The following is a 26,371-nucleotide window of genomic DNA, read 5'->3' as shown; positions in this document are numbered from 1 at the left end:
CTTTTTTCGGCAATCAGCCTCAATATTTCACGCGGAGCCCACCCATGAATTGGCGGCCGATCGTGTCGTACAGCGCGCGCGTCGTGCCATAGCCGCCGGCGCCGGTGATCGGCGGATCATTGTCGAACAGGTTCTGGACGGCGGCGAACAGCGCGACCTTGCTGCCCGCGCCACGCGGGCGGAAGATCGTCACTTCACCCGACAGGTCGGCATAGAGCCGCCCGTTGACGGTCAGCTTGTCGATATTGCTGGCGGTCAGGGTGCGGTCGATGAAACCGCCGCCGACATAGCGCGCGGTGGCGCTCAGACGCCAGTCGCCGGCGATGTAGCTGACATTGGCGTTCGCCTTCCATCGCGGGTTGCCGCCCATGCCGGCGACGGTCGGCTGGACCACGCTGTCATCCAATCGGACGTGGACGGTCCCGTCATAGGTCTCGGTCTTGATCAGATAATTGACCAGCCCCTGAAAGACGACGCGATCGCTGCCGACCGGCAGGACGTAGCTCATCTCAACGTCGATACCGCGAGTCTTGGCATAAGCGAGATTGGTCGGGCCGCTGAACACCGTGGTGATCAGGCCGCTATTGTCCCGGGTGATATATTGGCAAGCCGCCGTGTTGGTGGTGAAGCATTGCTGGACGATCGTCGCCGGCGTCAGCTGGATGATCGCCTTCTTGATGTCGATATTGTAATAGTCGACCGAGATGCTCAGCCGCGGAACGAAGCTCGGCGTCAGCACCACGCCGCCGGTGAAGGTCCTGGCGACTTCCGGCTTCAGGTTCAGATTGCCCGCGGTCAGCGCCGTGACCAGATAGCTCTGCCCGAGATAGCGCGGGTCGAGATCGGTGACGGTCAGGAAGGAACTGCCGCTCTTCTGATACAATTCGGTCAGGTTGGGCGCGCGAATGTCGCGGGATTCGGTCGCGCGCAGGCGGATCGACTTGTTGATCGCGTAATCGACGCCCGCCTTCCAGGTCTCGACCGTTCCCGAAGTCGTATAGTTGGTGATGCGCCCGGCAACGTCGACACTCAGCCTCTTGCCGAAAGGTGAATCGGCCAGCAACGGAATCAGCAGCTCGCCGAATGCTTCCTTGACGTCGACGCTGCCGGAATAAGGAAGCGCAGGAGCGGAATAGGCGCCTGCCCGCGAGGCGCTGTCGAAATTCACCCTTAGCGACTGACTGCGATATTCGCCGCCCACGGCCAGCGACACCGGGCCGGCCCAGGTCGAGAAGGGTTCGCCGCGCAGCGTGAGCGAAAGCTCGTCCTGCTCGATGTCGTTGATCGTTTCGGCGACGCCGTTGACGTAGCCCAATGCCGGATTGTTGGGATCGACCTTGCCCATGATGTTGAGCGGGATGCAGCCGTTGCCCGGCTTGGTCAGAGTGGATCGGCAAATCGCCGAGCCCGGATGCGCCGGATCGGCCACGGCATCGATCGCCAAAGCGTAATTGGCCAGGATGCGGTTGTTCCGGCTGATATTGTCGTTGTAGTTGCGGCCGTGGCCGTAATAGCCGTCGAACGACCAGCTCTTGCCGAGATCGCCATGCACGCCCAGCGTGATCTGATAGACGTCGGTATTGTAGCTGGTCAGCGTCCGCGCATTCTGATCGGCGAGCTTGTTGACGGTGATGGCGGACACCTTGTTGGCCGCCAGCGTCGCGGCCAGATCGGTCGGCAAATAGAAATTGTCCGCCGCGATCGTGTAGCTGAAGGTCGAGGGGATACCGTCCTGCAGCGAATGGAAATGGCTGTAGGAGCTCTCGATAAACGCCGTCCAACCGGGCGCGACGTCGCCGCTCAGCTTGCCATAAGCGGTATAGCGCGTGATCGGCGTCGCCCCGACCTGGTCGGCCATGCCGTTCACGCCGTCCCCGCCGAGCATCGTACCCGAGGTCGTCAAGGTTCCGAGCGAGAACGGTACCGCCTGGCCGGCATCGTTGAACTGCACGCCTTTCAAATAGGATGGCAGGCCGGTGATGGTGTTGATCGGCGAGCCGGACCCGGGCCGGAAGGTCACGCCGGTGATCACGCCATTGGCCGTGGAATTGCTGTTGCGCAGACCGCTGGTAACGAGAAACTGACGCGGTTGGCTCGGCGTGCCGAGCCCGCCATTGCCGGCATTGGGGTTGGCGAGCAGACCGGCGCCGGCCGCGGCCCAGCGCCGCGCGGCCAAGCGGGCGATACCGGAATTGTCGGAATATTCGCCGGCTAGTACCAGATGCATGCTGTCGGTCAGCTTCAATCCGGCCGCTGCCGAGATCAGCACGTTGCGATAATCGCCCGCTCCCGCCTCGCCGGCCTGGAGCGTCGCCTTGAGGCCTTCCAGCTTCGCCTTGGTCTGCAGATTGACGACACCGGCCACGGCATCGGCGCCATAGGCGGCGGAGGCCCCGCCCGTCACAATGTCGACGCGATCGATCAACGCCTGGGGAATGTTGTTGAGGTTGACCGCGCCGGTCGGGTTGGACGGCACGTAGCGCCGGCCATCGAGCAGCACCAGAGTACGGGCATAGCCGAGACCGCGCAGGTCGAGATAGTTACCGCCGATCTGCGTGCCGCCGCCGGCGTTCACCGCGCTGGTCGGGGTGAGCGAGGGACGCAGCGCCGGCATCTGGTTGATCGCGTCGGCGACATTGGGCGCGGAGACCCGCGCCAAGGCGTCGGCATCGATCACCGTGACCGGCGTCGGTGCGGTGAAACCGGTGCTGCGGACCAGCGAACCGGTGACGACTATGTCCTTTTGTGGTTGGTCGTCACTCGGCTGAGTAACAGGGGGCGTTTCCTGTCCGGTCGGCGCCTCGTTATTGGCGCTCGCGGCAAATGCGGGCGGAGATACCAGCAAGATCGCGGCGCAACCAGCAAGGTACGCGTAGCGCAGACGTGCGGCATTGGAACACGAATGAGGCCCCATGATTTTCCCCTGATGTTATTTTGCTCTCGGTCTTATTGCTGACCGGGCACTGCAACGTCCGTGAGCGGGGGCGAGGAATCAATCGCAATTACGTCTTGCGCCGATAACCCGGAGTTATGATCCGGCTCTGCTCATTCCAGCTGCTTGGTTCCTGCTTGCGGCGTGTCGCAGGCCTTAGCCCTTGTTCCGGCGAGTCTCGGTTTTGCTGGCGGTCCCGCAGGTTTGCATCGCGCACCACCGCCGTCGTCCGTTCTTGCTGGTATCCGCGAATATCCACCCGCAAGAGCTCCGGTTCGCACAATGTTTGAGCGTGAACTTGCCGGCGCGCGCCTCTGCGAGCGTATCCACGACGTCCAGGGCGATCCGCTTGAGCGGAAGCCGGAAATCCGCCGGGTCCGCGTGCAGAAATAGGAGCCCGTTTTCCTCCAGCGACTGGCTCTGGCGCGCTCGTAGCAGCCAGTGATTTGCAACGAGCAGCGGGTCTTTGGGAAGAGAGACCCCGTCGATGCAGGCGGACAAGAGCAGATAAGCGGCGTCCCGCAGCGAGCGAACCTCCGCCAGGAGACGTTCGCCCTCTCCCTCCAGTCGCGACACCTCCATCGCCTCGTCGGCAGCGATCGCGCCCGAGCGCCTGGCCCATTCCACATAGCGTTCGGGGGTCGCGATATAATCCTCCACGTCCGCCGCGAACCGGTCGTGGATCGTGTTGGCGAAATCGATGGACAAGCGGCCGCCATCCAGGCGGATCGCGGAAACCGGACGGGGAGAGGAAATGGCCATCCAACCTGCACTCCGTTGACTGCACCAGTGAAACACACTTAACTGGTGCAGTCAGGTCTACCTGCTCCAGTTTCCAAATGCACCTTCGTTCGGGCAGCTTGTAGGGGAAGCGAATTGTCTCAGCGGCTGCGGTTCTGGTTCTGCTCTCTCTGTCTGGTGATGCTGCTCTCGGTCGTCGCAATGCTCGCGATCGGCGGCCGGCCCGATCCGGTTGGCCCGGCGAGGGTGCTGGACGGGTCGTGGCGCTTCCACGCGGGCGACGATCCACGATGGGCCGACCCGCGGACCGACGATCGCAACTGGGATCGGATCGACCTGGTTTCGCTACCGAGCAATCACGATTTCGACGTCGGCCTTCCCGGCTATCTCGCCGGTTGGCACGCGCGCGGCCATCCCGATCTTGAGGGTTATGGCTGGTATCGCCGCCGCGTCGCCTTGCCCGCGCAGGGCGACTTGGCGTTGCTTGGCCCGACGATGGTCGATGACGGTTATGAGATGTTCTGGAATGGCAAGCCGATCGGCGGCATCGGCAGGCTGGGCCATGATCCGAAAGTGGTCGGTGCCCGGCCGTTCCTGGTCAAGCTTCCGCCATCGGCGAGCGAGCATTCCGCGTTGCTGGCGATCAGGACCTTCATGCAACCGGGACTTGGTCGGGACAATCAGAGCGGTGGACTCAGGAGCGTGCCCACTCTGGCCGCGGCCTCGTTCGGCGACACATTGTACAATGCCCAATGGCATCGAACCATTGCCGGCTACATCGTCGAAATCGCGCTGCCGATCATGATGTTCCTGCTCGCCGGGATCGCGCTCGTCGTGGCTCCCTCGATGGCCAGGCCAGGCTTTGCCCGGTGGTTATCGATCGCCCTCGTTGCGACTGCTTGCCTCAGGCTGGGAAACGCGGTCGCCTCCTGGACCGACCTGATCGGTATTTCGACACTGGATCGGCAGAACGCCATTCTGCTCTCGCCACTCGCCATGCTGGCATGGACGGCTGCCTGGAACGACTGGGCGGACGGCCGCGATAGGCGGATCGTCTTGCTGACCGGTATAGCCGCCTGGGTGGTAAGAGTCGTCGGAGCGATTACACATGCAGATGCATTGGTCGCCGTTGGACGCGCCGTCTTCGCCGTCCTGTTCGTGGTGATTGCGGTGCGGATCATCGCGCGCGGCGAACGCAGATTGCTAGCACTGACAACGATGGCGGTGGTCGCTGTAGCGCTGTTCATCAATGAGCTTTCCCGGCTTGGGGTTCCCACTATCTGGTTCCCGTTCAACATCGGCGTCTCGCTCACGCAATATGCCTATGCGCTATCGCTCCCGCTGCTTTCCTTTGCGCTCTCTCCGGTCAAGGACGATGCTCGCGCGCAGGATATGATTACCGTCAGTGCGCCATGAACACGGGACATGGAGCGTGCGTGAGCAAGTCGCGAGTGACGCCGCCGAACAGCGCTTCCGTCAACCGCGAGTGCCCGAATCCGCCGGCAATCATATAGCCTGCGTCGTGTCTTACTGCGCGGCTGATCAACGTGCGGCCGATGTCGCCGTTTTCGGGCGCCAGTCGCTCGACGCGGACATGCACGTCGTATCGCGACAAATAGCTGGCCGCAGCCTCGGCGGACCCTTCACCGCGCCCTTCCACTTCGGTCAGGAACACGCGGTCGGCGTGCTGTAAAAGAGGAAGCGCGTGCCGCACCGCCGCCATCGAGCCGGTCGATCCGTTCCAGGCGATCATGGCACAGGCTGGCCGGAATCGGCGCAGACTCTCCGGAACGGCGAATACGGGTTTGCCCGATCGCGCGATCACTTCGCCGGCGACGGCGCGCATGTCCGAACTCGGGAAATCGTCCAGCCGCCGGTTGACGACGATCAGGTCCGCAAACTGGCTCGCAGCGCGCAGGCTGGGGGCAACCCGGCCCGTCGCGTCAGCCCATTCCCAGGAAACGCCTTCGATCTTCAGCCGCTGTTCCAATCGGGTGCGATTGGCGGCCTCATGGGTGACCTCTTCGGCCAGCAGGATCGCGCCGACCCCACCGCCGAATGCCTCGTCCGCGAGCGCGATCGAAGGAATTGCGACGTCCAGGCACATCAGGTGCCCGTTGAACATCCTCGTCACATCCAATGCCAGCTGGAGGCGCGCCTCCTGCCCCGGGTCGTCATGGATCAATACCAGGATATTCTTCATCGCCGTCCCCGCGAAATAGCCGGCGCTCACCCTATTGCGCCGGCTGCGACCGCGATATTCGGGGAATTACGGACCCGTTCGGTCCGCTGTCGCCAGGACGGCGGCGTTGTAGAAGGCTGGATCGGTTGCCGCGGCGTCGGCGAACCATCGGTCGAGCATCGGCCATGGCTCAGTCATACGCGCCGGCCCGATATCGCGGATGGCCGGCAGCGACGCCGCCCGACCGGCGCGCGACCCAGGGATAGCGGCGGGCCATCCCGTCGTCATAGCCGAGATTGAAAACCGTGGCGCTTTTGGCGGGACGTTGCGGCCGCGTGTAATAGGTCCCGCACAGGTGATCCCAGACGAAATTGGTGATGCCGAAATTGCCGCGTTCGTCGTGGAAATGATGCTCGAGATGGCGCGCCTTCATAACCGCGAGAAACCGCAGCCGCGGCTTGTAGGACAGGTGCTGGATACAATGCGCGAATTCGTAGAAGCAGGTAACGAGCAGGCCGGCGGCAAACCCGGCGGCAGCCCCGCCCGTCCCGCCAATCAGCCACCCGGGCAATGCCGCGACCAGCAATAAGGTCGGCAGCGTCGTGTAGAGCGCGCCGAACAGCACCTCCAGGTGATTGGGATCCTGGTGGTGGTCATAATGGATGCGCTTCCATGCCGCGGCCAGGAACGGGACCTTGAACATCCAGTTGCTGTGCAGCACCCAGCGATGGAGCGAATACCAGACCAGCGGATAGGCCAGGACGACCAGCGCGATCGCCGCGGCGGTCTGGATCGGCGAGGCCGGCCGGTAGCCGTACAGGCCCAGCATCGCCGCCGCCAGCAGCAGATAGGTGACGATCGCGTAATGACGGAAATAGGCGCCGGCGAGATCGCGCAACGTCATGCGATCAAGATAGTGGGATCGGCGCCAGAACGGCGTGGTGAGCATTTCGTCGGTCTGCATGACGGGTCGTGCCTCGGCTGATGGAAAGTGACGAGGCGACCCGATTGCCCCCTCTGCCGCCTCGTCACAAAAACCCATAAACCCCTGCTCCACGGCCTGGATTTGATCGTGGTCAAGGAATTCGCCGGCATTGACGACCACCGGCCCATCGCGCCGGCAAGGCCTTGGGGAAACTACGCATAGAGCCGCGCCGATCCCCCCGGCTAAGCCGCCGCCACCCCCATGAACCGGGGTGACAACGCTTTTCGGGGGGTCGATTTGGACGACGTCGTGACCAGAGCCGGGGGTTGGCTCCTATTGATGTTCCTGTGCGTGAGCGCAGCGGGCTTTGCGGCCGATACCGGCTTTGCCGTGCACATGATGATCTCCGCCGCCGCGGCGACGATCGCGGCTTTCTATACGCTGCGGCAGATCGGGCGCGCGCCGGAAGCGGTACGTCCCGACCGTTATTATGACGACGTGATACGCTGGGGCGTCATCGCGACCGTCTTCTGGGGCGTCGCCGGATTTCTGGTCGGCATCCTGATCGCATCGCAGCTTTCATGGCCGATCTTCAATCTCGGCATCGAATATACCTCCTTCGGGCGCCTGCGTCCGCTCCACACCTCTGCGGTCATCTTCGCATTCGGCGGCAACGCGCTGATCGCGACCAGTTTCTATGTCGTGCAGCGGACGTGCCGCGCGCGGCTGTTCGCACCCGCCCTCGCCCGCTTCGTGTTCTGGGGATACCAGCTGTTCATCGTCCTGGCGGCGACCGGCTATATGTTGGGCATCACCGAGGGCCGCGAATATGCCGAGCCCGAATGGTATGTCGACATCTGGCTGACGATTGTCTGGGTCAGCTATCTGATCGTCTTCGTCGGCACGATCGTGAAGCGGTCGGAACCGCACATCTACGTCGCCAACTGGTTCTATCTCGGCTTCATCATCACCGTGGCGATGTTGCACCTGGTCAACAACATCTCGGTGCCGCCGTCATGGCTGGGATCGAAATCCTATTCGGCCTTTTCCGGGGTTCAGGATGCGCTGACGCAATGGTGGTACGGCCATAACGCGGTCGGCTTCTTCCTGACCGCCGGCTTCCTCGGCATGATGTATTATTTCGTGCCCAAACAGGCCGAGCGGCCGATCTACAGCTATCGCCTGTCGATCGTTCACTTCTGGTCGCTGATCTTCCTCTACATCTGGGCGGGTCCGCACCACCTTCACTATACCGCGCTGCCCGACTGGGCGCAGACGCTCGGCATGGTGTTCTCGGTGATGCTGTGGATGCCGAGCTGGGGCGGCATGATCAACGGCCTGATGACGCTCAACGGCGCCTGGGACAAGATCCGCACCGACCCGATCATCCGCATGATGGTCTTCGCGCTCGCCTTCTACGGCATGTCGACCTTCGAAGGCCCGATGATGTCGATCAAGAGCGTCAACTCGCTGTCGCACTACACCAACTGGACCATCGGCCATGTCCATTCGGGCGCGCTCGGCTGGAACGGCATGATCACCTTCGGCGCGCTCTATTACATGACGCCGCGCTTGTGGGGTCGCGAGCGGCTCTACTCGCTGCGCATGGTCAATTGGCACTTCTGGTGCGCGACGCTGGGGATCGTCCTCTACGCCTCGTCGATGTGGGTCGCCGGTATCACCCAGGGCCTGATGTGGCGCGAATATGGCCAGGACGGCTATCTCGTCTACTCGTTCGCCGAAGTCGTCGCCGCGCTGCATCCATATTACGTGATCCGTACCGCCGGTGGCCTGCTCTACTTCGTCGGCGCGCTGTTCATGGTCTGGAACATCTGGATGACCATCGCGGGCAAGCTGCGCAGCGAAGCCCCACTCGCCGATGCCGCGTTCGACCCGGCCAGCGACCGTCCGGTGGTCCGGACGCCCGCCGACGGTGCCACCGCCGCTCCTCTTCCTCTTGCCGCCGAGTAAGCAGCAATGGCCATTTCATTCCTTCAGAAGCATAAGGTCGTCGAACGCAACGTGATGTTGCTGCTGGTGCTCTCTTTGCTCGTCGTCGCGATCGGCGGCATCGTCGAAATCGCGCCGTTGTTCTGGATCAAGGAGACGGTGCCCAAGGTCGACGGCGTGCGGCCGTACACCCCGCTCGAGCTCACTGGGCGCAACATCTACATCCGGGAAGGCTGCTCGCTCTGCCACAGCCAGATGATCCGCCCGTTTCGCGACGAGGTCGAACGCTATGGCCATTACAGCCTGGCGTCGGAGAGCATGTACGACCACCCGTTTCTATGGGGATCTGAGCGCACCGGCCCCGATCTGGCCCGCGTCGGCGGACGCTATTCGGACGAATGGCACCGCCAGCATCTGACCGATCCGCGTTCGGTCGTGCCGGAATCGATCATGCCGGGTTATGCCTTCCTCGCCGAGCGCGATTTGAAGCTGCCCAATATCGACCGCGACCTGACCGCGTTGCGCGACGTCGGGGTTCCGTACAGCGACGACGACGTCAAGAAAGCGGTCGCCGACGTCCTGACCCAGGGCGACTTCGGCGACGGCGACAAGGCCGAACTCGCCAAGCGCTATCCCGGCGCGCAATCGCGCGATTACGACGGCAATCCCGGCCGGCTGACCGAGATGGATGCGCTTGTCGGCTATCTCCAGATGCTCGGCACCCAGGTCGACTTCAAGAAGGCGGCGGCACGGGAGCAGGCACGATGAGCTATAATGCGCTCCGCGAATTCGCCGACTCTTGGGGGCTCGTGCTGATGAGCGTGGCCTTCCTCTGCTTTGTCGGCTGGGCCTTCCGCCCGAATTCGAGTGCGGCCACGCGCCGCGCCGCCACCAGCATTTTCGAAGAGGATCAGGCCGATGTCTGAGAAAGGCCGCATCGACCAGGCGACCGGCACCCCGACTGTCGGTCACGAATGGGACGGGATCGAAGAACTCGACACGCCGATGCCGCGGTGGTGGCTGTATATCCTGTACGCGACCATCGTCTTCGCGATCGGTTATTGCATCGCCTATCCGGCCTGGCCGCTCTTGACGCGCGGTACGCCGGGCGTGCTGGGCTGGACCAGCAAGGGCCAGCTGGAGGCGGAACTCGCCGCCGATCAAAAGGCCAAGGCGTCCACGCTCGCGGCGATCGATCGTCTGCCGATCGAGGAAATCGAGAAGAACCCGACCTTGATGCACGCGGCGATCGACGGTGGCCGCGCGGCGTTTCGCATCAATTGTTCGGCGTGCCACGGATCGGGCGCCGCGGGCAGCAAGGGCTATCCCAATTTGAACGACGACGATTGGTTGTGGGGCGGCGACATCAAGTCGATCCAGCGGACCCTGCTCGACGGCGTACGGTTCCCGGGCGACGACAGCACGCGCATGTCGCAGATGCCGGCGTTCGGCAAGGACGAGATCCTCAAGCCCGAAGAGGTTCAGGATGCCGTTTCCTATGTGCGCTTCATCTCGCACCAGGAAGCGATGAGCCCGTCGGCCAAGCGTGGCGGCACGATCTTCGCCAACAATTGCGCGGCGTGTCATGGCGCCAATGGCCAGGGAAACCGCGACTTCGGCGCGCCGAACCTGACCGACAAGATCTGGCTCTATGGCGGCGATCGCGACAGCCTGACCCAAACGGTGACCAACGCGCGCTACGGGATCATGCCGGCCTGGGGAAAGAAGCTCGACCCGATCACGCTGAAGATGCTTGCGGTCTATGTCCACTCGCTCGGTGGCGGCGAAGCGCTCCCAGCCGCGGCACCGGCCACGACCGTCGCGGCCAAGTGAGATGTCGGACCCACGCGACCTGACCAAGGGCGAGGAACATTTCTTCGCCGCGCGCCGCAAGGTGTTTCCCAAGAAGATCGACGGGACGTTCCGCCGATTGAAATGGGCGGTGATGGCGGTCGCGCTGGTCATCTATTACGTCACGCCGTGGCTGCGCTGGGGCCGCGGGCCCTACGCTCCCGATCAGGCGGTGCTGATCGACCTGGCGCATCGTCGGTTCTACATGTTCTCGATCGAGATCTGGCCGCACGAATTCTATTATGTGGCCGGGTTGCTGATCATGGCGGCGATCGGACTGTTCCTGGTGACCTCGGCGGTCGGCCGCGCTTGGTGCGGCTATGCCTGCCCTCAGACGGTCTGGACCGATCTGTTCGTGCATGTCGAGCGCATGATCGAGGGGGACCGCAACGCGCAGATCCGCCTCGATCGCGCGCCTTGGGGACCAGCCAAGATCGCCAAGCGGACGAGCAAGATCGTCCTGTGGCTGGCGATTGCCGTTTCGACGGGTGGCGCCTGGGTCTTCTACTTCACCGATGCGCCTACCCTCGCCCGCGAACTCCTCGACGGCGCCGCGCCATTCGTCGCTTATGCGACGATCGGGGTCCTGACCTTCACCACCTTCACGTTGGGTGGCCTGATGCGCGAGCAGGTATGCATCTATATGTGTCCGTGGCCGCGTATCCAGGGCGCGATGATGGACGAGCGCACGCTCGCGGTGACTTACAAGAGTTGGCGCGGCGAACCGCGTAGCCATGGCGTGAAGCGTGCTGCTGAAGCGCGCGACGGCAATATCGTACTGGCCGACCTCGCGACCGGTGCGTCGCGGATCGGCGATTGCATCGACTGCAATGCCTGTGTCGCGGTCTGCCCGACCGGGATCGACATCCGCGAAGGCCCGCAGATCGGCTGCATCACTTGCGGCCTGTGCATCGACGCGTGCGACGACGTGATGAAGCGGGTCGGACGACCACCGCGGCTGATCGGCTATACGACGGAGGTCGATGCGCAGCTCGAGACCGCGGGCAAGCCGGCATTGCCGCCGCTGCGCCGGCTGTTGCGGCCGCGCACGCTGATCTATCTCACCGCCTGGTCGGCGGTCGGGCTCGCCATGCTCTTCTCGCTCGGCACGCGCACGCGGCTGACGGTCGAGGCGCTGCAGAACCGCAATCCGATGTGGGTGCGGCTGTCGGACGGCAGCATCCGCAACAGCTATTCGATCAACGTGCGCAATATGGAAGGTCGCCCGCGCAGCGTCGAACTGCATCTGCAGGGAGTCGATGCCGTGATCTGGACCGAACAAGGGTCACGCGAGGCCGCCACCCGCACGATCCGCCTGACCGTCCCGGCCGATCAGGTTGCCAAAGTGCCGCTGTTCGTGGCCGCGCCCGCAGCCGAGGAAGAGCATACGCCGATCACCTTCACCGCGCGTGCGCTCGATCGCGAAGGCGGCGTCGCGTCCGTGTCCAGTGTCTTCGAACGCCCGGAGTAGATGATGACCGCACGCTTTACCGGCTGGCACATGCTGGCGATCATGATCGGCTTTTTCGGCGTGGTGATCGCGGTCAACATGGTGATGGCCAGCGACGCGATCCGCACGTTTGGCGGCTTGGTCGTCGATAATTCCTATGTCGCGACGACGCATTACAATCGCTGGCTGGCAGAGGGCCGCCAGCAGGAGCGCCAGGGGTGGCAAGCCGCGCCGACCGCCGATTCCGCCGGGACGATCTCACTGCGCCTGTCGCGCGCCGGCCGGCCAGTCGAGGGCGCGATGGTCAGCATCGTCGCCAACCATCCCGTCGGGTTGGTTGCGCAGCGGAAGGTTCGTCTGCGGTCAATCGGGGACGGGATGTACCGCTCGGTCGACCGCTTGCCGCATGGCCGGTGGCTGGTGCGCATCGAGGTCGATACCGGCGCCGAGAAGGCCGCGTTCGACGATGAGATCAGGGTATGAACGCGCCGGTCGTCATCCGCCGCGACGATAGTCTGGCGACGACCGATCTGACCGTCGAGGGCGTGCATTGCGCCTCGTGCATCGCCAAGATCGAGGGCGGCCTGCATGCCCTGCCCGGGATCGCGACAGCCCGGATGAATCTCTCGACGCATCGGCTGCGTGTCGCCCATGTTCCGGCAATCGATGCGGCGACGCTGGTCCGCACGGTCGAGGGGATGGGTTTTCGGGCGCATCCGTTCGCTGCCGCCGAAAGCGCAAGCGAGGACGGCGAACGCCGCCGGCTGTTGCTCGCGCTCGGCGTGGCCGGGTTCGCGGCGATGAATATCATGCTGTTGTCGGTATCGGTCTGGTCGGGCGCCGACGACACGACGCGCGGCCTGTTCCATTGGCTGTCCGCGCTGATCGCGATCCCGGCGGTAGGCTTTGCCGGCCGGCCCTTCTTCATCAATGCGTGGAGCGCGTTGCGCCGCGGCCGCACCAACATGGATGTGCCGATCTCGATCGGCGTCGTGCTGACCACGTTGATGAGCGTGTACGAGACCGCCACCGGCGGCGAGCATGCCTATTTCGACGGCGCGGTCATGCTGCTGTTCTTCCTGCTCGCGGGGCGCTTTCTCGACAGCGTCATGCGCGCCCGCGCCCGCGACAGCGTCGCGGCCTTGCTGCACCAGGTTCCCGCCGACGCGCTGGTCCTTGCTGTCGATGGATCGTCCTCGCGGCGGCCGATCGCCGATCTGCGCCCCGGCGACCGCGTGCTCGTCGCCGCCGGGGAGCGGATCCCGGTCGACGGGATCGTCGAGACCGGCACCAGCCTGGTCGATCGATCGCTGGTGACGGGCGAAAGCGCGCCCGACCCGGTGGAGGCCGATGGCGAGGTTCTCGCCGGCACGATCAATGTCGCCGCCCCGCTGGTAATCCGTGTGACACGAACGGGCGACGATACGGCGATTGCGGATATCGCGCGGCTGATGGAAACGGCGCACCAGGTCAAATCGCGCTATGTACGGATCGCCGATCGCGCATCGCGCCTTTATGCACCCGCGGTCCATACGCTGGCTGCGCTCAGTTTCCTCGGCTGGCTGATCGCCGGTGCCGGCGTTCATCACGCGGCGACGATCGGGGTCGCCGTGCTCATCATCACTTGCCCGTGCGCGCTGGGGCTGGCGGTGCCGATCGCACATGTCGTCGCCTCGGGTGCGCTGATGCGTGCGGGCATGCTGGTCAAGGACGGCAGTGCGATCGAGCGCCTGTCGCGCGTCGATACCGTGCTGCTCGACAAGACCGGAACGACGACGCTGGGACGCTTCGCTCCAGTCAGCGGCATGCCTGACGACGTCGCCACCTTGTCGATCCTGTACACCCTGGCACGCGGCAGCACGCACCCGATGTCGCGCGCCATCGCGGCGGCGGCGCAACGAGCCGGCGCGGTGGCGCTGCCCTCCGCCTATCTGATCGAACAGGCCGGATTGGGGCTCGAAGGGGAAATCGCCGGGGTCCGCTGCCGGCTGGGGCGGCCCGACTGGATCGCCCAGGACAGCGAACTGAACTATGATCGCACCGCCATCGCCTATCGCGTCGGAGAACAGCCACCCCGCATGGTCGTGCTGAGGGACGAAACCCGGCCCGATGCGGCGGAGGCGATCGCGCGCCTGCATCGTTCGCGACTGACCGTGGAGATGTTGTCAGGCGACACGCCCGCCGCTGTCGCGGAACTCGCCGCGACGCTCGGCGTCGCCGCCCAGGCGCGGATGTCGCCGGGCGACAAATATGATCACGTCGGCAAGCTTCAAGCTGCGGGGCACCACGTCCTGATGGTCGGCGACGGGCTCAACGACGGTCCGGCGCTCAAGAGCGCGGATGTCGCGATGGCCCCGGGAAGCGCGAGCGATGTCGGCACGCTCGCTGCCGATATCGTCTTTCTCGGTGACCGGTTGATGCCCGTCCCCCTGGCGATCGCGGCCGCGCGGCGGACAATGTCGGTCGTGCGCCAGAACTTCGCGCTGGCGATCGGCTACAATGCGATCGCCGTGCCGCTCGCCATCCTGGGGCACGTGACGCCGTTGATTGCCGCGGCAGCGATGTCGGGATCGTCGCTGTTGGTCGTCGCCAATGCGCTGCGGTTGAGGGGCGCGGTACGATGAACGGCATCCTGTTGCTCATCCCATTCGCGCTTGGCCTCGGCCTCGCTGGTCTCGCGGCCTTCTTCTGGGCGGTTCGCGATGGCCAGTTCGAGGATCTCGACGGCGCCTCCATGCGTATTCTGATCGAGGATGATCGGGATGATTGAGGGCGCGGCGGCCTGGATGGGGATTGCAGCGGTTACTCGGCTGGCGCTGGCTATTGCCTGCTGCCCGCCTTCACAGGTTCTGACGCTGTCGATCTGCGGCGATAGCAGTCACCGCATCGCCATCCTGCTCGATCGCAAAAAAGCCCCGCGCGAGGAATCGCCTACGGGGTGCCACGCGGTTTGCAGCCGGAAGCTGGCCAGCGACGGCGAAGACTGTCCCGATTGCTGATCGCCATTACGCCGCGAGGCGAACGGCACTTTCCAGTTCGAGCCGGTTCCAGATGTCGACCAGTGCCTTGGTGAGATCGCGCATCATCGCTTCGTCATGTGCGGGGCCGGGCGTGAAGCGAAGACGCTCGGTGCCGCGCGGCACGGTCGGGTAGTTGATCGGCTGAACATAGACGCCGTATTCGGCGAGCAGGATGTCGCTGATCCGCTTCGCCTTGACCGGGTCGCCGACCATCAGCGGCACGATATGCGTGTCGCCTGGCAGCACCGGCAGCCCCGCTTCGGCCAGCATCGCCTTGAGCATCCTGGCCGATGCCTGTTGGCCGTCGCGCTCGGCGGTCGAGGCCTTGAGGTGGCGCACGCTCGCCAGCACGCCGGCAACCAGCACCGGCGACAGCGAGGTCGTGAAGATGAAGCCCGGCGCATAGCTGCGGATGACATCGATGATCGTCTGGTCGGCCGCGATATAGCCGCCCATCACCCCGAACGCCTTGCCCAGCGTGCCTTCGATGATCGTGATCCGGTCGGCGACCTGGTCGCGCTCCGAAATGCCGCCACCGCGCGGTCCGTACATGCCGACGGCATGGACCTCGTCGAGATAGGTCAGCGCATTGTATTTGTCGGCCAGGTCGCAGATCGCCGCCAGCGGGGCGATATCGCCTTCCATCGAATAGACGCTCTCGAACGCGATCAGCTTGGGCGCGTTGGGGTCTTCGGCGGCGAGCAGTTCCTCGAGATGCGCAAGGTCATTGTGGCGGAACACCCGCTTGTCGCAGCCCGAATTGCGGATGCCGGCGATCATCGAGGCGTGGTTGAGCTCGTCCGAGAAGATGATGCAGCCAGGCAGGATCTTGCCGAGCGTCGCCAAGGTCGCCTCGTTCGAGACATAGCCCGAGGTGAACAGCAGCGCGCCTTCCTTGCCATGCAAGTCGGCCAGCTCGCCCTCGAGATCGACATGGTAATGTGTGTTGCCGCCGATGTTGCGCGTGCCGCCCGAGCCGGCGCCGACATCGTGCAGCGCTTCTTCCATCGCCGCGATCACCTTGGGGTGCTGGCCCATCGCCAGATAATCGTTCGAGCACCACACCGTGATCGGCATCGGTCCGTTATGCCCGGCAAAACACCGCGCATTGGGGAAGGCCCCCTTGTTGCGCAATATGTCGATGAACACGCGATACCGCCCTTCGGCATGCAGCCGGTCGATCGCCTGGGTGAATAGTTTTTGGTACAGCAAATCCGCTCTCCCCGTGCCGGCGTGACATGTGCGAATTCCGGTCGAATCCAAATGCGTAGTAACCCGTAGAACGGGTCGGCCGGCATCCGGGGCAATACGGATGGAGATCGATTGATCCGCCCGGCACAGTCCGCCCGATACTCTGGCTTTGGGCGGAAATTGCACCATGACGATCCGACATCTCGACGCACTCAACCACCCGCAATCGATCGCCGTCATCGGCGGATCGAGCAAGGCCGGCTCGCTCGGCACGCGCGTGCTGGAGAATATCATCGACGGCGGTTTCGCCGGAACGGTGTTCGCGGTGAACCCAGACAAGGTCGAGCTGGATGACGTCTGGTGGGTGGCGTCGATCGCCGACCTGCCGCGCAAGCCCGATCTTGCCATCGTCGTTACGCCCGCCGCGACCATCCCCGCCATCATCGATCAATTGGGAACGATCGGCACGCGGGTCGTGACCGTCATTTCGTCCGTCCCCCACGACGCCACCGCGCGCCAGGCGATGCTCGACGCCGCGCGGCCGCACGACGTTCGCCTGATCGGGCCCAATTGCCTGGGATTGCTGTTACCGCATGCCGGGCTCAATGCCTCGTTCGCGCCGCGCAATGCGACCGCCGGACGGCTCGCTTTCCTGTCGCAGAGCGGCGCGCTCATCACGGCGATGCTCGATTGGGCGGCCGACCGCCGTGTCGGCTTTTCGGGCGTGGTATCGCTGGGCGACATGGCCGATGTCGACCTCGGCGACCTGATCGACTTCTACGCGGCAGACCCGCACACCGACGCCATCCTGCTCTATGTCGAACAGGTCACCAACCCGGCCAAGTTCATGTCGGCGGCGCGCGCCGCGTCGCGCATCAAACCAGTGATCGCGATCAAGGCCGGCCGGACCGCGGCTGCGGGCAAGGCGGCATTCTCACATACCGGCGCGTTGACCGGGTCCTACGACGTCTATGCCGCCGCCTTCCGCCGCGCGGGCATCATCCTGGTGGACACGCTGGGCGAGTTGTTCGACGCGGCGCAGATCCTGTCACGCTACCGTCCGCCTTACGGTGATCGGCTGGCGATCGTTTCGAATGGCGGCGGCGCGGGCGTGCTCGCGGCCGATGCATTGCCCGGTGTCGGTGCCAGCCTGGCGGCGTTGTCCGCCGATACGATAGCCGCGCTCGACCCCGACCTGCCGGCGGGATGGTCACGCGCCAACCCGATCGATGTCGTCGGCGACGCGCGGGCCGAGCGTTTCTCCGCCGCCACGCGCGCGGTCCTCGCCGATCCGGCGGTCGATGCGGCACTGATCATCCATTGCCCCACCGCGGTTGCGACAGGCGAAGAGATCGCCAGGGGCGTGATCGCCGCACGGGCCGACGCGGGCGCCGCCAAGCCGCTGATCGCTTGCTGGATGGGGCCACGCAATGCCGAAGCGCCGCGGACGCTGTTCGACGCCGCCGGCATTCCCGTCTTCGACAATCTGGACGATGCCGTCCGCGCTTTCGGTTATCTTGCCAAGGCCAGCGCCGTCCGCGAAGCGCTGATGCGCGCGCCGGCGCACCAGCTCGTCCCTGCCAGCGATCGCGCCCGGGCGCGTGCCGTCATCGTCGGGGCCCGCAATGCGGGCCGCCAGCAACTTTCGGCAACCGAGGCCAAAGCCGTGCTCGGCGCTTATGGCATTCCGGTGGTCCAAGGCATGCTCGCCCGCGACTGCGATACCATCGCCCGCGTCTGCGCCGACCTTCCGCCGCCTTATGCTGTGAAGGTGGTCTCCCCGCAATTACCGCACAAGTCCGATGTCGGCGGTGTCGCGCTCAACGTCGCCACCGTCGAAGACGCGCAGCGCGTCGCGGCGGATATGGCGACCCGGTTGGGACACGAGCATCCTGAAGCGTCGATCACCGGATTCGAGATCGAGACCATGGTCAATTCCCCATCGGGCCGCGAATTGCTGATCGGCGTCGCGCGCGATCCGACCTTCGGGCCGGTGATCGCCTTCGGCGCCGGCGGCAAGGCGGTCCAGATGACACGCGACGTCGCCTTCGGGCTGCCCCCGCTCGACAGCGTGCTGGCCGGGGAAATGATCGAAGGAACGCGCGTGGCGACCCTGCTCGGCGCCTATCGCGACGTGCCCGCGGTCGACATCGACGCCGTCTTGCGTGTGCTCAATGCGGTGTCGGCCCTGGTCATCGACCTGCCCGAAATCGCCGAGCTCGACATCAATCCACTGCTCGTCGACGAACATGGCGCGATCGCGCTCGACGCCCGGATCGGCCTGTCGCTCGACGACACCGGTTCGCGGCTCGTCATCCGGCCGGCGCCGATGGAATGGACCGCCGATTTGACGACGCGCGACGGCGTGACGATGCACGTGCGGCCGGTCCTGCCCGACGACGAGGAAGCGCTGGCCGATCTCTTCCACCATGTCACCACCGACGATTTGCGGTTCCGTTTCCTGACTGGCCTGCGCGATGTCGGCCGCGACCGGCTCGTGGCGATGACCCAGATCGATTACTGGCGGACGATGCACTTCCTGGCCTTCGCCCCCGACGGCACCGCGATCGCGTCGGCGCTGCTGGCGTGCGATCCGGATCGCGAACGCGCCGAACTGGCGGTTTCGGTCCGCAGCGATTTCAAGGGCAAGGGCGTCAGCTGGACCCTGGTCGAGCACGTCGTCCGCTACGCCGAGGCCGAGGGTATCGGCGCGATCGAGGCGGTCGAGAGCTGCGAAAACCGGGCCGCATTGACGCTCGAACGCGAAGCGGGCTTCGTGCCGGTGCCGGGCACCGATCTTGGATCGGAAGTATTGCTGCGCCGCACGTTGCGGCAGCCTGACGCGGCGGAGATGGAACCGGCCGAATGAAGCGCCGCATCCTGGTGATTGACGGTCATCCCGATCCCGATCGGGCCAGGCTGATCCATGCGCTGGCGGACCGCTATGCCAAGGGCGCCCTTGCCTGGGAGCATGAGGTACGCCGGATCGATCTGGCAACGACGGAGATCCCGATCCTGCGATCGAGGGAGGAATGGGCGAAGCAACAGCCCTCGCCAGCGATCGCCGATGCCCAGGCGTCGATCGCCTGGGCCAACCATATCGTCTTCTTCTATCCGCTCTGGCTCGGCGACGTGCCGGCGCTGCTCAAGGCGTTCCTGGAACAGGTCATGCGGCCGGGATTCGCGCTGAATGACCAGGGATCGCTGGGCGGCGGCCTGTTACGCGGCAAGTCGGCCACGGTGGTCGTGACGATGGGAATGCCGGCCGCCTTCTATGCCCTGTGGTTCCGCTCGCACAGCGTGAAAAGCCTCGAGCGCAACATCCTGAAGTTCGTCGGGATCGGGCCGGTGCATCACATTCTATACGGCGCCGTTGAACAGAATGCGGCCAAGCGCGAGCGGTGGCTCGACAACATGTTCGTCCTGGGAACAGGCGGCGGCTGAAGCGACGTCGTCGCCTCATGCATCGATCAGGCGCGAAACCAGATGACGGTCGCCGCGAACACGATGACCGCGGCGCAGGCGAAGAGCGATAACGCCGCCACCGCGCCAGCCCGATTGCGCGACAGGACAATGGTGACGACTGCCTTCAACAGCATGTTGGCGGCGACGGGCGCGGCCAATGCCGGGGTCGCCAACATCGCCTGCTCACCGACCGTCAATGACGAGAAAGCGAGAATCGCGGCATCCACATCGGCCATGCCGGTCGCGGTATACACGATCAGCGAGCCGGACGAGCCAAACGCGGACGATGCCAGTCGCGCGCCAAGCGTCGCGACCGCGGCGATCGCGGCGAAGGTCACCGCCGCGCCGAGTTCGAGCGGGTTGCCGACAGGCGTCCATTCCTCGCCGGCGGGTACACCGCCCTTGCCCGCCCAAACCGCCGCCGCGGCGAGTACCGCCAGGCCGGGCAGTATCGCATAGGCAGAATTGGCGAACGCAGCCGGCGCCAGAACGGCAATCAGCACCAGGACACGCAGCCCGCCGACGATCGAGGCGATCAGCAAGGAGACCCTGAGGGGACCCGTTTCACCGAGATTGCTCCGCATCCGCCGGGCAAGAGCGGCGGTTACCGCGGTCGACGATACCAGCGCCCCGACGGCTGCGGTCAGCATCGGGCCTTTCCCGCGCGAAACATGGTGGCCGGCAAGATAGGCGGCGAACGAAATGCCGCTCACCAGCACCACGACGAGCAGCAGACGATGCGGATTGATCGCGCCGAACGGTCCCATGCCGCGATCGGGCGCAAGCGGGAACAGGACCAGCGCGACGATGGCAAACTCCGCTGCCGCGCGCATCTCCTGAGCAGTAAGATCGCCGACTAATTTGTGAAGCCGCTGGCGCGACGACAGGAGGAACATGACGACAGCGGCAGCGGCCAACGCCGCCTCGGGCTGGCCGGAAGCCGCCAGCGCACCCAGGCCCAGGACGAGCAGACCGGCGATCGCGCTGGTCGCGCTCTGACCGTCGCGTGCCCGCGCCTGGCGCGTATAGCCGACGATCAGCACGATGCCGCACAACAACACGAGCGCTACCCCGATCGGTCCGGTGACGAGCGCGGCCGCGCCGCCTGCAATCCCCAGCAACCCGAAAGTCCGGATGCCTGCCACACGGTGACCATCATCGGCATCGCGCCCGGTCCAGCCCCTTTCCAGGCCGACCAGCAGGCCGATCGCCCCGGCATAGCCGAGGGACAGCAGCGATTGAGCGGGGTCGGGCATCGCTATCGCGACAGCAGGACGGGGATCCGTGTCTGGTTGATCAGCCCGGCGGTGACGCCGCCGAACACCAGTTCGTGCAGTCGGCTGTGCGCGAACGCGCCGGCAGCGAGCAGATCGGCCCCCAGTTCGAGGGCATGGGTCTGGAGTTGTTCGGCGACATCGTGACGCCGTTCCAGCCACACCGATCCCACTTCGAACCCACGATAGCCGAGATAAGCAGCAACCGCTCCGTGCCCATGCGGGTCATCCTCGCTCGCCGGCCGGTCGCCGCAGCTTACCACATCGACGCGAGCGCCCGGCGCGAGCAGGCCCACCAGATCGTGGAGCGCGCGAACGGCTTCGGGGCAGGATTTCCAGCCCAGAACCGCATGATTGACCGTGGTCAGCGAGCGCCCCGGTGGCAGGATGAGCAATGGACCGCCCGAGGCTAGCGCGAGCATTTCGGTGACGCGGCGGTGCAGATAAGGGATTGCCCAGGTCTCGTGCGAACCGACGACGGACAGGTCGGAAATTGGTCGCGCCCGTCGAACGTCGCCGGCGAGCCAGGCAACATCGTCGAACATACCGCGTATGTCGACGTCGACCGTCGTTCCACCCAGCATGGCGCGAAGCTTTTCGACCTGCTTCTCGGAATCGGCCTGCAGAATCTGGTCGGGGAGATACAATACGCCAAACGGCGCGAGATCGGGCGCGGCGAGCGGCCCGGGCGTCAGCAGATAGACGACCAGGCGCGCATCCATGCGCTCCGCCTGGGCCAAAATGGTGCGGACGAACCCGGCGCCACTCTCGACGTCATCCAGCACCGCCAACATCGTTCCGGTCATGGCATCATCCTCAGGCTGGAAGGGAAATCTCGTCGCGTCGCGTCACTTTGAAACAGAGATCCTCGCCGTCCTGCTCGCGCACCGTCAAATAGGCCCCGACAGCGAGCGGATGCGTTTCGAGGTGGAAGATCGGTTCGTCGTCGGCGTCGCCCGGAGCATAGGAAAAACGCCAGCTCGCGCCGTTGTGGATCAGATACCCGTTCCGCTCAGGCTCGTCCGGCCAGGATCGCAATATGGTCGTCCGATCGGGGTGAGCGCGCATCGCCGCAGCGTCGATGGTTCCGTCATCGCAAAGCGGAGCGCGGAGGAGATAGCAATGCGCCGCCGATCCGTCGGGAAAGGCTTGGCTGCGGGCGAGGTCGAGGCGGATGGTGTACCAGGTCATGCCGGCGACTCTGCACCTGCCCGGCGTCCGCGACGATGCGTAGATTCCCGGATTTAGATCATTCTTCAGGCGGCCAATCGGGCCAGTCCGACATCGTCGAGCACCTGGAACAGACGGGTCCCGACGAGCTGGATGATGCCAGCCCGTTCGAACCGGCGGATTTTCCGGCTCACCGTCTCGATCGTCAGGCCGAGCAGGTCGGCCATTTGCTGGCGGTTGAGCGACATGGGGGTAGCCCCGGTCATATCGCATGGCGTTGATCGACGCATATCGACCAGCAGTGATGCGACACGTTCTTCGGCAGTCTTGCGGCCTAGTGAAAGGATCGATCGTCGCGCGGTGTCCAGGTCGTTCGAGAATCGCCGCAAGAGTGATGTGGCGATCTCGGGATAGCAGACAGCCAAGGCATGCAGATCCGCGCGCCGGTAGACGCAGACCGTCGTGCTGGCCAAAGCGGTCGCGCGATGGGTCCATTGGTCGGCAAACAATTCACCGACGAAGGAACCGGGCCAGGCAACGCCCAGAATCTGCTCGCGTCCGTCGCGCAGCGAAGCGGTGAGCTTGAGCGCGCCGTCGCGCACATTGCCGACGTCATAGGTCTCGTCGCCTTCCCACGACAGCACCTCCCCGCGCCGCAATCGGCGCACGCGCCCGATGCGTGCCATCTCGCCCAGGACGTCCGGCGGCAGGTCGGCGCAGATCGATTGCTGCCGGCCGGCGCATTGCGCGCAACCCGATTCCGGCGCCGGGACGGCACGGCTCCGCGTGTCGGGCCAAGCGAGCGCAACGGCCGACATGGCGTTAACCTGCCAGCACTCGGATGAGTTCGTGTTGGCGCAGCGGCTTTTCGAGCACCGCGTCGAATCCGGCGGCGCGCGCCGCTTCGGCCAGCGTCGGTGAAGGGAAGGCGGTGATCAGAATCGCTTTGCCTTTCCAGTCCGCCCGGCGAAGCGCACGCAGCACGCTGATCCCGTCGCCGTCCGGAAGACGATAGTCGGCGATCAGCACGTCGGCATCGTCCATCATATTGCCTTCGAGCACGGGAGCGGCGCCGGCGAACGAGCGCACATCATAGCCGCGCCAATGGAGCAGCATCTGCAGCGAGCGGCGGACGGCCTCGTCGTCTTCGATCAACAATACGACACGCTGGGCTTCGACCGCTGGGTCTGGTTGTGGGAGTGCGCCATTGCTCATGACGCTCTCGTCGCACGGCCGTTCAGGTGCGTCGTTACGTAATGATCCGAAGATCAGCTCTCCAGGCCCGCTGCGAACGCGATGCGCAGCGCTTCCGACAGACTGCGCACCTCCAGCTTGGTCATCAGATTGGCGCGATGCACCTCGACCGTGCGCGGCGAAATGCCCAAATCATAGGCAATCGTCTTGTTGGGATGCCCCCGCGCCAACCCCTGCAGGACCTCCTGCTCGCGCGCGGTCAGCGCGGCGATCCTGACTTCGGCGTCGTGCGCGGTCGTGGTGGCGTCTTCGCGCCGTTCCAGTTTGGCGAAACCCGCATCGAGCGCGACCATCAGCTGGTTTTTTTCGAACGGCTTTTCGAGGAAGTCGACCGCACCCGCCTTCATTGCCTGCACAGCGATCGAGATGTCGCCGTGGCCGGTCAACACGATCACCGGGAGCACGATGCCGTGCTCGTTCAATTCGCGCTGCACTTCCAGCCCGTCCATACCGGGCATGCGGACATCGAGCAGCACGCAGCCGGGGTCGGCGTGCTTGGCTTCCTTCAGGAACTCGACGCCCGACTGATAGGTGCGCGTATCGAAGCCGGAGGTACGCAGCATGAAGCTCGCTGAACGGCGGATCGCGTCTTCGTCATCGACGATATGAACCAGCCGTCTGTCACTCATCTTCGGGTTCCCCGCTCTGGATGGTGAAATGGAATATAGTGCCGCCCCCGACATTGTCTTCTGCCCAGATGCGACCGCCATGCGCTTCCACGATCGTGCGGCAGATCGACAGCCCCAGGCCCATCCCGCTTTCCTTGGTGCTCGCGAACGCCTGGAACAATTGGGGCGCGAGCGCCGGATCGAGTCCGCCGCCGGTGTCGGCGACCGACACGCGGATCATGCCATTGGGCTCGGAGACGGTCGACACCGTGATGTCGCGAACGGCGCGATCGGCGATCGCGTCCACGCCGTTGCGGATCAGGTTCACCAGCACCTGTTGGATCTGGACGCGGTCGACAAAGGCTTCGCTCGCTCTCGGATCCAGTTTGAAGAAGGCGCGGACGCCGCGCTCGCGCGCGCCCGCCAATGCCAGCCGGCTGGCGTCCTCGATCATCGCGGGAAGGTTTTCGATATGCTGCGCGACTTCGCCCCGCGCCACGAAATCGCGTAGGCGCCGCACGATCTGGCCGGCGCGGAGCGCTTCCTTCGCGGCTTCCTCGACCGCCTCTCTGACGAACTCTTCGTTCGTCTGATCGTGCCGGTCGAGCAGCTCGCAGGCTGCCTCCATGTAATTGGCGATCGCGGTCAGCGGCTGGTTGAGCTCGTGTGCCAAAGTCGACGCCATCGTCCCCATCGCACTGACCCGCGACACGTGAATCAGCTCGGATTGCAGTTCCTTGAGCCTGAGCTCCGCCTCCTGTTCGGCGGTCAGATCGCGGATGAACCCGGTGAAGATGCGGTGCCCGTCGGCATTGGCCTCGCCGACCGACAATTCCATCGGAAACGAGCTGCCGTCGCTACGCTGCCCAACGACGATCCGTCCGATGCCGATGATGCGGCGCTCACCGGTCGCCTTGTAGCGCGCGATATAGTCGTCGTGCCGGTCATGATCCGGATTGGGCATGAGCATGCTGACGTTGCGGCCGGCAACCTCTGCCTCAGTATAGCCGAACAGCCGCTCCGCAGCGGCGCTGAACGACACGATCACCCCCATCTCGTCGATCACCACCATCGCGCTCGGCACCGTCGCCAGGATCGACCGGACGTGCATCTCCCGCTCGGCGAGGCCCTGTTCGATCGCCTTGCGCGCGGTGATGTCATGAACGCTCTGACCGAAGCTCCTGATCGATCCATCTTTGTTGCGCAGCGCGAAGATGGTGACGTCGGCGAGGAATTCGGACCCGTCCTTGCGGATGCGCCATGCCTCCATCCGCCGAGGGGCAGAGGCCGCCGCCGCGGCAGCCCGATCGCTCATCGGCCGGCCAGCCGCAACGTCCTGCTGCGTATAGAGGAGCGCCACCGATCGGCCCTTGACCTCGTCCGCTTGCCATCCCGTCAACAGTTCGGCGCCATGATTCCAACTTGCGATTATGCCATCGGGCGACGTCAGAAAGAGCGCGCGGTCGGTCGCGCCTTCCACGAACAACGCGAGTTCGAAGTCGAGCGAGGCGTCGCGCGATTGGGGGTCGATCATATGCATATCGTGTTGGTCCCCTAATCGATCATGCCGCCAATGGTGGCCATCCGGAGATTTACTTAGCCGACTTTATTGCGCGCGATCAAAGTGTCCGCGCGCATTCGTCCCTAGCGACACAGCCCCAACAGGAGGTGTGTATGACGAAGTTGATGCTACTCGCCGGGATGAGCGCCGCAATGCTCGCGACCCCCGCTTTCGCCAAGGAAGGTGATGTGCTGGTTCGCGCCCGCGCGATCGTGGTCGCGCCGAACGAACGCTCCGGCTCGGTCTCCGGCATTCCCGGTAGCAAAGTCGGGGTCGGCGACAGCGTCATGCCCGAAGTCGATTTCACCTATATGGCGACCAATCATATCGGCGCGGAGCTGATCGTGGCGACGACCAGGCACAGCGTGTCGGGCCGCGGGACGATCTCCGCCCTGGGGGATGTCGCCAACACCTGGGTGCTGCCGCCGACCCTGACGCTGCAATATCACTTCGCGCCGGATGGCAAGGTGCGGCCTTATCTAGGCGCCGGCATCAATTATTCGGTCTTCTATTCGTCGAAAGCGACGCCCTCGCTCAACGCAGCTCTGGGCACGACCAAGGTCAAGCTCGGCGACAGCGTCGGCTACGCGCTGCAGGCCGGCGTCGACGTTCCGGTGAGCGAGAAGGTCTTCGTGAATTTCGACATCAAATATATCGACATGAAGACCACCGCCCGCCTGACCAGCGGCGCCACCGTCCGCACCGCGCGCGTCAAGATCGATCCGATCGTCGCCGGCATGGGCATCGGGGTCCGGTTCTGAGCGGGTCGGAAGAAGGGGGCGATAGCGTCGCCCCCT

The 26,371-nt window shown here is 64.8% G+C and carries 25 protein-coding genes; 13 read left to right on the top strand and 12 right to left on the bottom strand.

Translation table 11 applies throughout. The features are described 5' to 3' along the window. Positions 1-19: 19 nt before the first annotated feature. Positions 20-2,914: a TonB-dependent receptor plug domain-containing protein gene (locus AC1DRD_RS06345; RefSeq protein ID WP_478040756.1), complete on the bottom strand. Its 2,895-nt coding sequence runs from the start codon at positions 2,912-2,914 to the stop codon at positions 20-22. 174 nt (positions 2,915-3,088) lie between these two features. Continuing rightward, positions 3,089-3,694, bottom strand: a complete 606-nt coding sequence (locus AC1DRD_RS06340) for a CGNR zinc finger domain-containing protein (protein ID WP_478040755.1) — start codon at positions 3,692-3,694, stop codon at positions 3,089-3,091. Between the two features lie 114 nt (positions 3,695-3,808). Here AC1DRD_RS06340 and AC1DRD_RS06335 point away from each other — a divergent pair, with 114 nt between their 5' ends. Further along, complete coding sequence (locus AC1DRD_RS06335) at positions 3,809-5,089, top strand: hypothetical protein (protein ID WP_478040754.1); 1,281 nt, start codon at positions 3,809-3,811, stop codon at positions 5,087-5,089. On the opposite strand, the gene AC1DRD_RS06330 is transcribed toward AC1DRD_RS06335, so the two are convergent. Together AC1DRD_RS06330 and AC1DRD_RS06325 are read right to left on the bottom strand one after the other, a co-directional pair. Next, positions 5,076-5,906, bottom strand: coding sequence for a universal stress protein (locus AC1DRD_RS06330; RefSeq protein WP_478029906.1), 831 nt, complete (start codon positions 5,904-5,906; stop codon positions 5,076-5,078). The two genes, AC1DRD_RS06335 and AC1DRD_RS06330, sit on opposite strands and share 14 nt — an antisense overlap. Positions 5,907-6,045: 139 nt before the next feature. Further along, a complete protein-coding gene (locus AC1DRD_RS06325) occupies positions 6,046-6,819 on the bottom strand; it encodes a sterol desaturase family protein (protein ID WP_478040753.1) in 774 nt (257 codons plus the stop codon). Between the two features lie 300 nt (positions 6,820-7,119). Between AC1DRD_RS06325 and ccoN the strand changes: the two genes are divergently transcribed. From ccoN to AC1DRD_RS06280, 9 genes are read left to right on the top strand one after another with little or no spacing between them, the layout of a single operon-like run. Further along, positions 7,120-8,751, top strand: a complete 1,632-nt coding sequence (gene ccoN, locus AC1DRD_RS06320; RefSeq protein WP_478029905.1) for a cytochrome-c oxidase, cbb3-type subunit I — start codon at positions 7,120-7,122, stop codon at positions 8,749-8,751. 6 nt (positions 8,752-8,757) lie between these two features. Beyond that, positions 8,758-9,498, top strand: coding sequence for a cytochrome-c oxidase, cbb3-type subunit II (gene ccoO / locus AC1DRD_RS06315; protein WP_478029904.1), 741 nt, complete (start codon positions 8,758-8,760; stop codon positions 9,496-9,498). Further along, positions 9,495-9,656, top strand: a complete 162-nt coding sequence (locus tag AC1DRD_RS06310) for a cbb3-type cytochrome c oxidase subunit 3 (RefSeq protein ID WP_478029903.1) — start codon at positions 9,495-9,497, stop codon at positions 9,654-9,656. Before ccoO ends, AC1DRD_RS06310 begins: the two co-directional genes overlap by 4 nt. Continuing rightward, positions 9,649-10,563: a cytochrome-c oxidase, cbb3-type subunit III gene (gene ccoP / locus AC1DRD_RS06305; RefSeq protein ID WP_478040752.1), complete on the top strand. Its 915-nt coding sequence runs from the start codon at positions 9,649-9,651 to the stop codon at positions 10,561-10,563. The genes AC1DRD_RS06310 and ccoP overlap by 8 nt, the downstream gene beginning before the upstream one ends. Position 10,564: 1 nt before the next feature. After that, entirely contained in the window at positions 10,565-12,052 is a 1,488-nt protein-coding gene (ccoG, locus tag AC1DRD_RS06300; RefSeq protein ID WP_478029901.1) for a cytochrome c oxidase accessory protein CcoG, read from the top strand. Positions 12,053-12,055: 3 nt separating this feature from the next. After that, complete coding sequence (locus tag AC1DRD_RS06295; RefSeq protein WP_478029900.1) at positions 12,056-12,514, top strand: FixH family protein; 459 nt, start codon at positions 12,056-12,058, stop codon at positions 12,512-12,514. Then, positions 12,511-14,655 carry a heavy metal translocating P-type ATPase gene (locus AC1DRD_RS06290; RefSeq protein WP_478040751.1) on the top strand — a complete coding sequence of 715 codons (2,145 nt, stop codon included), beginning with the start codon at positions 12,511-12,513 and terminating at the stop codon, positions 14,653-14,655. Before AC1DRD_RS06295 ends, AC1DRD_RS06290 begins: the two co-directional genes overlap by 4 nt. Next, positions 14,652-14,801 (top strand): cbb3-type cytochrome oxidase assembly protein CcoS, encoded by a 150-nt coding sequence (gene ccoS / locus AC1DRD_RS06285; protein WP_066590482.1) that lies wholly within the window; start codon positions 14,652-14,654, stop codon positions 14,799-14,801. Before AC1DRD_RS06290 ends, ccoS begins: the two co-directional genes overlap by 4 nt. Continuing rightward, the gene (locus tag AC1DRD_RS06280; protein WP_478040750.1) at positions 14,794-15,030 is read left to right on the top strand and encodes a hypothetical protein; all 237 of its coding nucleotides are present in this window, start codon (positions 14,794-14,796) and stop codon (positions 15,028-15,030) included. Before ccoS ends, AC1DRD_RS06280 begins: the two co-directional genes overlap by 8 nt. Positions 15,031-15,036: 6 nt before the next feature. Here the strand turns inward: AC1DRD_RS06280 and hemA are convergent, their stop codons facing one another. After that, positions 15,037-16,263 (bottom strand): 5-aminolevulinate synthase, encoded by a 1,227-nt coding sequence (gene hemA / locus AC1DRD_RS06275; RefSeq protein WP_478040749.1) that lies wholly within the window; start codon positions 16,261-16,263, stop codon positions 15,037-15,039. A 166-nt stretch (positions 16,264-16,429) separates the two neighbouring features. Between hemA and AC1DRD_RS06270 the strand changes: the two genes are divergently transcribed. Continuing rightward, a complete protein-coding gene (locus tag AC1DRD_RS06270; RefSeq protein WP_478040748.1) occupies positions 16,430-19,111 on the top strand; it encodes a bifunctional acetate--CoA ligase family protein/GNAT family N-acetyltransferase in 2,682 nt (893 codons plus the stop codon). Next, positions 19,108-19,686, top strand: a complete 579-nt coding sequence (locus AC1DRD_RS06265; RefSeq protein ID WP_478040747.1) for an NAD(P)H-dependent oxidoreductase — start codon at positions 19,108-19,110, stop codon at positions 19,684-19,686. The genes AC1DRD_RS06270 and AC1DRD_RS06265 overlap by 4 nt, the downstream gene beginning before the upstream one ends. Before the next feature lie 26 nt (positions 19,687-19,712). Here AC1DRD_RS06265 and AC1DRD_RS06260 read toward each other — a convergent pair whose 3' ends face one another. From AC1DRD_RS06260 to AC1DRD_RS06230, 7 genes are all read right to left on the bottom strand, one after another. After that, positions 19,713-20,963, bottom strand: coding sequence for an MgtC/SapB family protein (locus tag AC1DRD_RS06260; protein ID WP_478040746.1), 1,251 nt, complete (start codon positions 20,961-20,963; stop codon positions 19,713-19,715). Positions 20,964-20,965: 2 nt separating this feature from the next. Further along, positions 20,966-21,787: a universal stress protein gene (locus tag AC1DRD_RS06255; protein ID WP_478040745.1), complete on the bottom strand. Its 822-nt coding sequence runs from the start codon at positions 21,785-21,787 to the stop codon at positions 20,966-20,968. Between the two features lie 10 nt (positions 21,788-21,797). Beyond that, entirely contained in the window at positions 21,798-22,172 is a 375-nt protein-coding gene (locus AC1DRD_RS06250; protein WP_478040744.1) for a hypothetical protein, read from the bottom strand. Positions 22,173-22,237: 65 nt separating this feature from the next. Continuing rightward, positions 22,238-22,969 carry a Crp/Fnr family transcriptional regulator gene (locus tag AC1DRD_RS06245; protein WP_478040743.1) on the bottom strand — a complete coding sequence of 244 codons (732 nt, stop codon included), beginning with the start codon at positions 22,967-22,969 and terminating at the stop codon, positions 22,238-22,240. 4 nt (positions 22,970-22,973) lie between these two features. After that, a complete protein-coding gene (locus AC1DRD_RS06240; protein ID WP_478031815.1) occupies positions 22,974-23,366 on the bottom strand; it encodes a response regulator in 393 nt (130 codons plus the stop codon). 53 nt (positions 23,367-23,419) lie between these two features. After that, entirely contained in the window at positions 23,420-24,034 is a 615-nt protein-coding gene (locus tag AC1DRD_RS06235) for a response regulator transcription factor (protein WP_478031814.1), read from the bottom strand. Further along, on the bottom strand, positions 24,027-25,547 hold the full coding sequence (locus AC1DRD_RS06230) for a PAS domain-containing sensor histidine kinase (protein WP_478031813.1): 1,521 nt from the start codon (positions 25,545-25,547) through the stop codon (positions 24,027-24,029). The genes AC1DRD_RS06235 and AC1DRD_RS06230 overlap by 8 nt, the downstream gene beginning before the upstream one ends. 140 nt (positions 25,548-25,687) lie before the next feature. Between AC1DRD_RS06230 and AC1DRD_RS06225 the strand changes: the two genes are divergently transcribed. Continuing rightward, complete coding sequence (locus AC1DRD_RS06225) at positions 25,688-26,335, top strand: OmpW/AlkL family protein (RefSeq protein WP_478040742.1); 648 nt, start codon at positions 25,688-25,690, stop codon at positions 26,333-26,335. The last annotated feature ends 36 nt before the right edge of the window (positions 26,336-26,371 follow it).

It is taken from the genome of Sphingomonas sp. P4_G2 (assembly GCF_056401155.1).
The sequence above is the reverse complement of the archived record's forward strand: the minus strand, read 5'-3'. Positions and strand labels throughout refer to the sequence as shown.

What these genes read in the sequence shown, in the direction of transcription:
- AC1DRD_RS06230 (WP_478031813.1), bottom strand. Translation starts at nt 25,547, where the DNA reads ATGATCGACCCCCAATCGCGCGACGCCTCGCTCGACTTCGAACTCGCG.
- AC1DRD_RS06235 (WP_478031814.1), bottom strand. Translation starts at nt 24,034, where the DNA reads ATGAGTGACAGACGGCTGGTTCATATCGTCGATGACGAAGACGCGATC.
- AC1DRD_RS06270 (WP_478040748.1), top strand. Translation starts at nt 16,430, where the DNA reads ATGACGATCCGACATCTCGACGCACTCAACCACCCGCAATCGATCGCC.
- AC1DRD_RS06295 (WP_478029900.1), top strand. Translation starts at nt 12,056, where the DNA reads ATGACCGCACGCTTTACCGGCTGGCACATGCTGGCGATCATGATCGGC.
- AC1DRD_RS06325 (WP_478040753.1), bottom strand. Translation starts at nt 6,819, where the DNA reads ATGCAGACCGACGAAATGCTCACCACGCCGTTCTGGCGCCGATCCCAC.
- ccoO (WP_478029904.1), top strand. Translation starts at nt 8,758, where the DNA reads ATGGCCATTTCATTCCTTCAGAAGCATAAGGTCGTCGAACGCAACGTG.
- AC1DRD_RS06265 (WP_478040747.1), top strand. Translation starts at nt 19,108, where the DNA reads ATGAAGCGCCGCATCCTGGTGATTGACGGTCATCCCGATCCCGATCGG.
- AC1DRD_RS06340 (WP_478040755.1), bottom strand. Translation starts at nt 3,694, where the DNA reads ATGGCCATTTCCTCTCCCCGTCCGGTTTCCGCGATCCGCCTGGATGGC.
- ccoP (WP_478040752.1), top strand. Translation starts at nt 9,649, where the DNA reads ATGTCTGAGAAAGGCCGCATCGACCAGGCGACCGGCACCCCGACTGTC.
- AC1DRD_RS06260 (WP_478040746.1), bottom strand. Translation starts at nt 20,963, where the DNA reads ATGCCCGACCCCGCTCAATCGCTGCTGTCCCTCGGCTATGCCGGGGCG.
- AC1DRD_RS06280 (WP_478040750.1), top strand. Translation starts at nt 14,794, where the DNA reads ATGATTGAGGGCGCGGCGGCCTGGATGGGGATTGCAGCGGTTACTCGG.
- AC1DRD_RS06225 (WP_478040742.1), top strand. Translation starts at nt 25,688, where the DNA reads ATGACGAAGTTGATGCTACTCGCCGGGATGAGCGCCGCAATGCTCGCG.
- ccoS (WP_066590482.1), top strand. Translation starts at nt 14,652, where the DNA reads ATGAACGGCATCCTGTTGCTCATCCCATTCGCGCTTGGCCTCGGCCTC.
- AC1DRD_RS06250 (WP_478040744.1), bottom strand. Translation starts at nt 22,172, where the DNA reads ATGACCTGGTACACCATCCGCCTCGACCTCGCCCGCAGCCAAGCCTTT.
- AC1DRD_RS06245 (WP_478040743.1), bottom strand. Translation starts at nt 22,969, where the DNA reads ATGTCGGCCGTTGCGCTCGCTTGGCCCGACACGCGGAGCCGTGCCGTC.
- AC1DRD_RS06290 (WP_478040751.1), top strand. Translation starts at nt 12,511, where the DNA reads ATGAACGCGCCGGTCGTCATCCGCCGCGACGATAGTCTGGCGACGACC.
- ccoN (WP_478029905.1), top strand. Translation starts at nt 7,120, where the DNA reads ATGTTCCTGTGCGTGAGCGCAGCGGGCTTTGCGGCCGATACCGGCTTT.
- AC1DRD_RS06255 (WP_478040745.1), bottom strand. Translation starts at nt 21,787, where the DNA reads ATGACCGGAACGATGTTGGCGGTGCTGGATGACGTCGAGAGTGGCGCC.
- AC1DRD_RS06310 (WP_478029903.1), top strand. Translation starts at nt 9,495, where the DNA reads ATGAGCTATAATGCGCTCCGCGAATTCGCCGACTCTTGGGGGCTCGTG.
- ccoG (WP_478029901.1), top strand. Translation starts at nt 10,565, where the DNA reads ATGTCGGACCCACGCGACCTGACCAAGGGCGAGGAACATTTCTTCGCC.
- AC1DRD_RS06240 (WP_478031815.1), bottom strand. Translation starts at nt 23,366, where the DNA reads ATGAGCAATGGCGCACTCCCACAACCAGACCCAGCGGTCGAAGCCCAG.
- AC1DRD_RS06345 (WP_478040756.1), bottom strand. Translation starts at nt 2,914, where the DNA reads ATGGGGCCTCATTCGTGTTCCAATGCCGCACGTCTGCGCTACGCGTAC.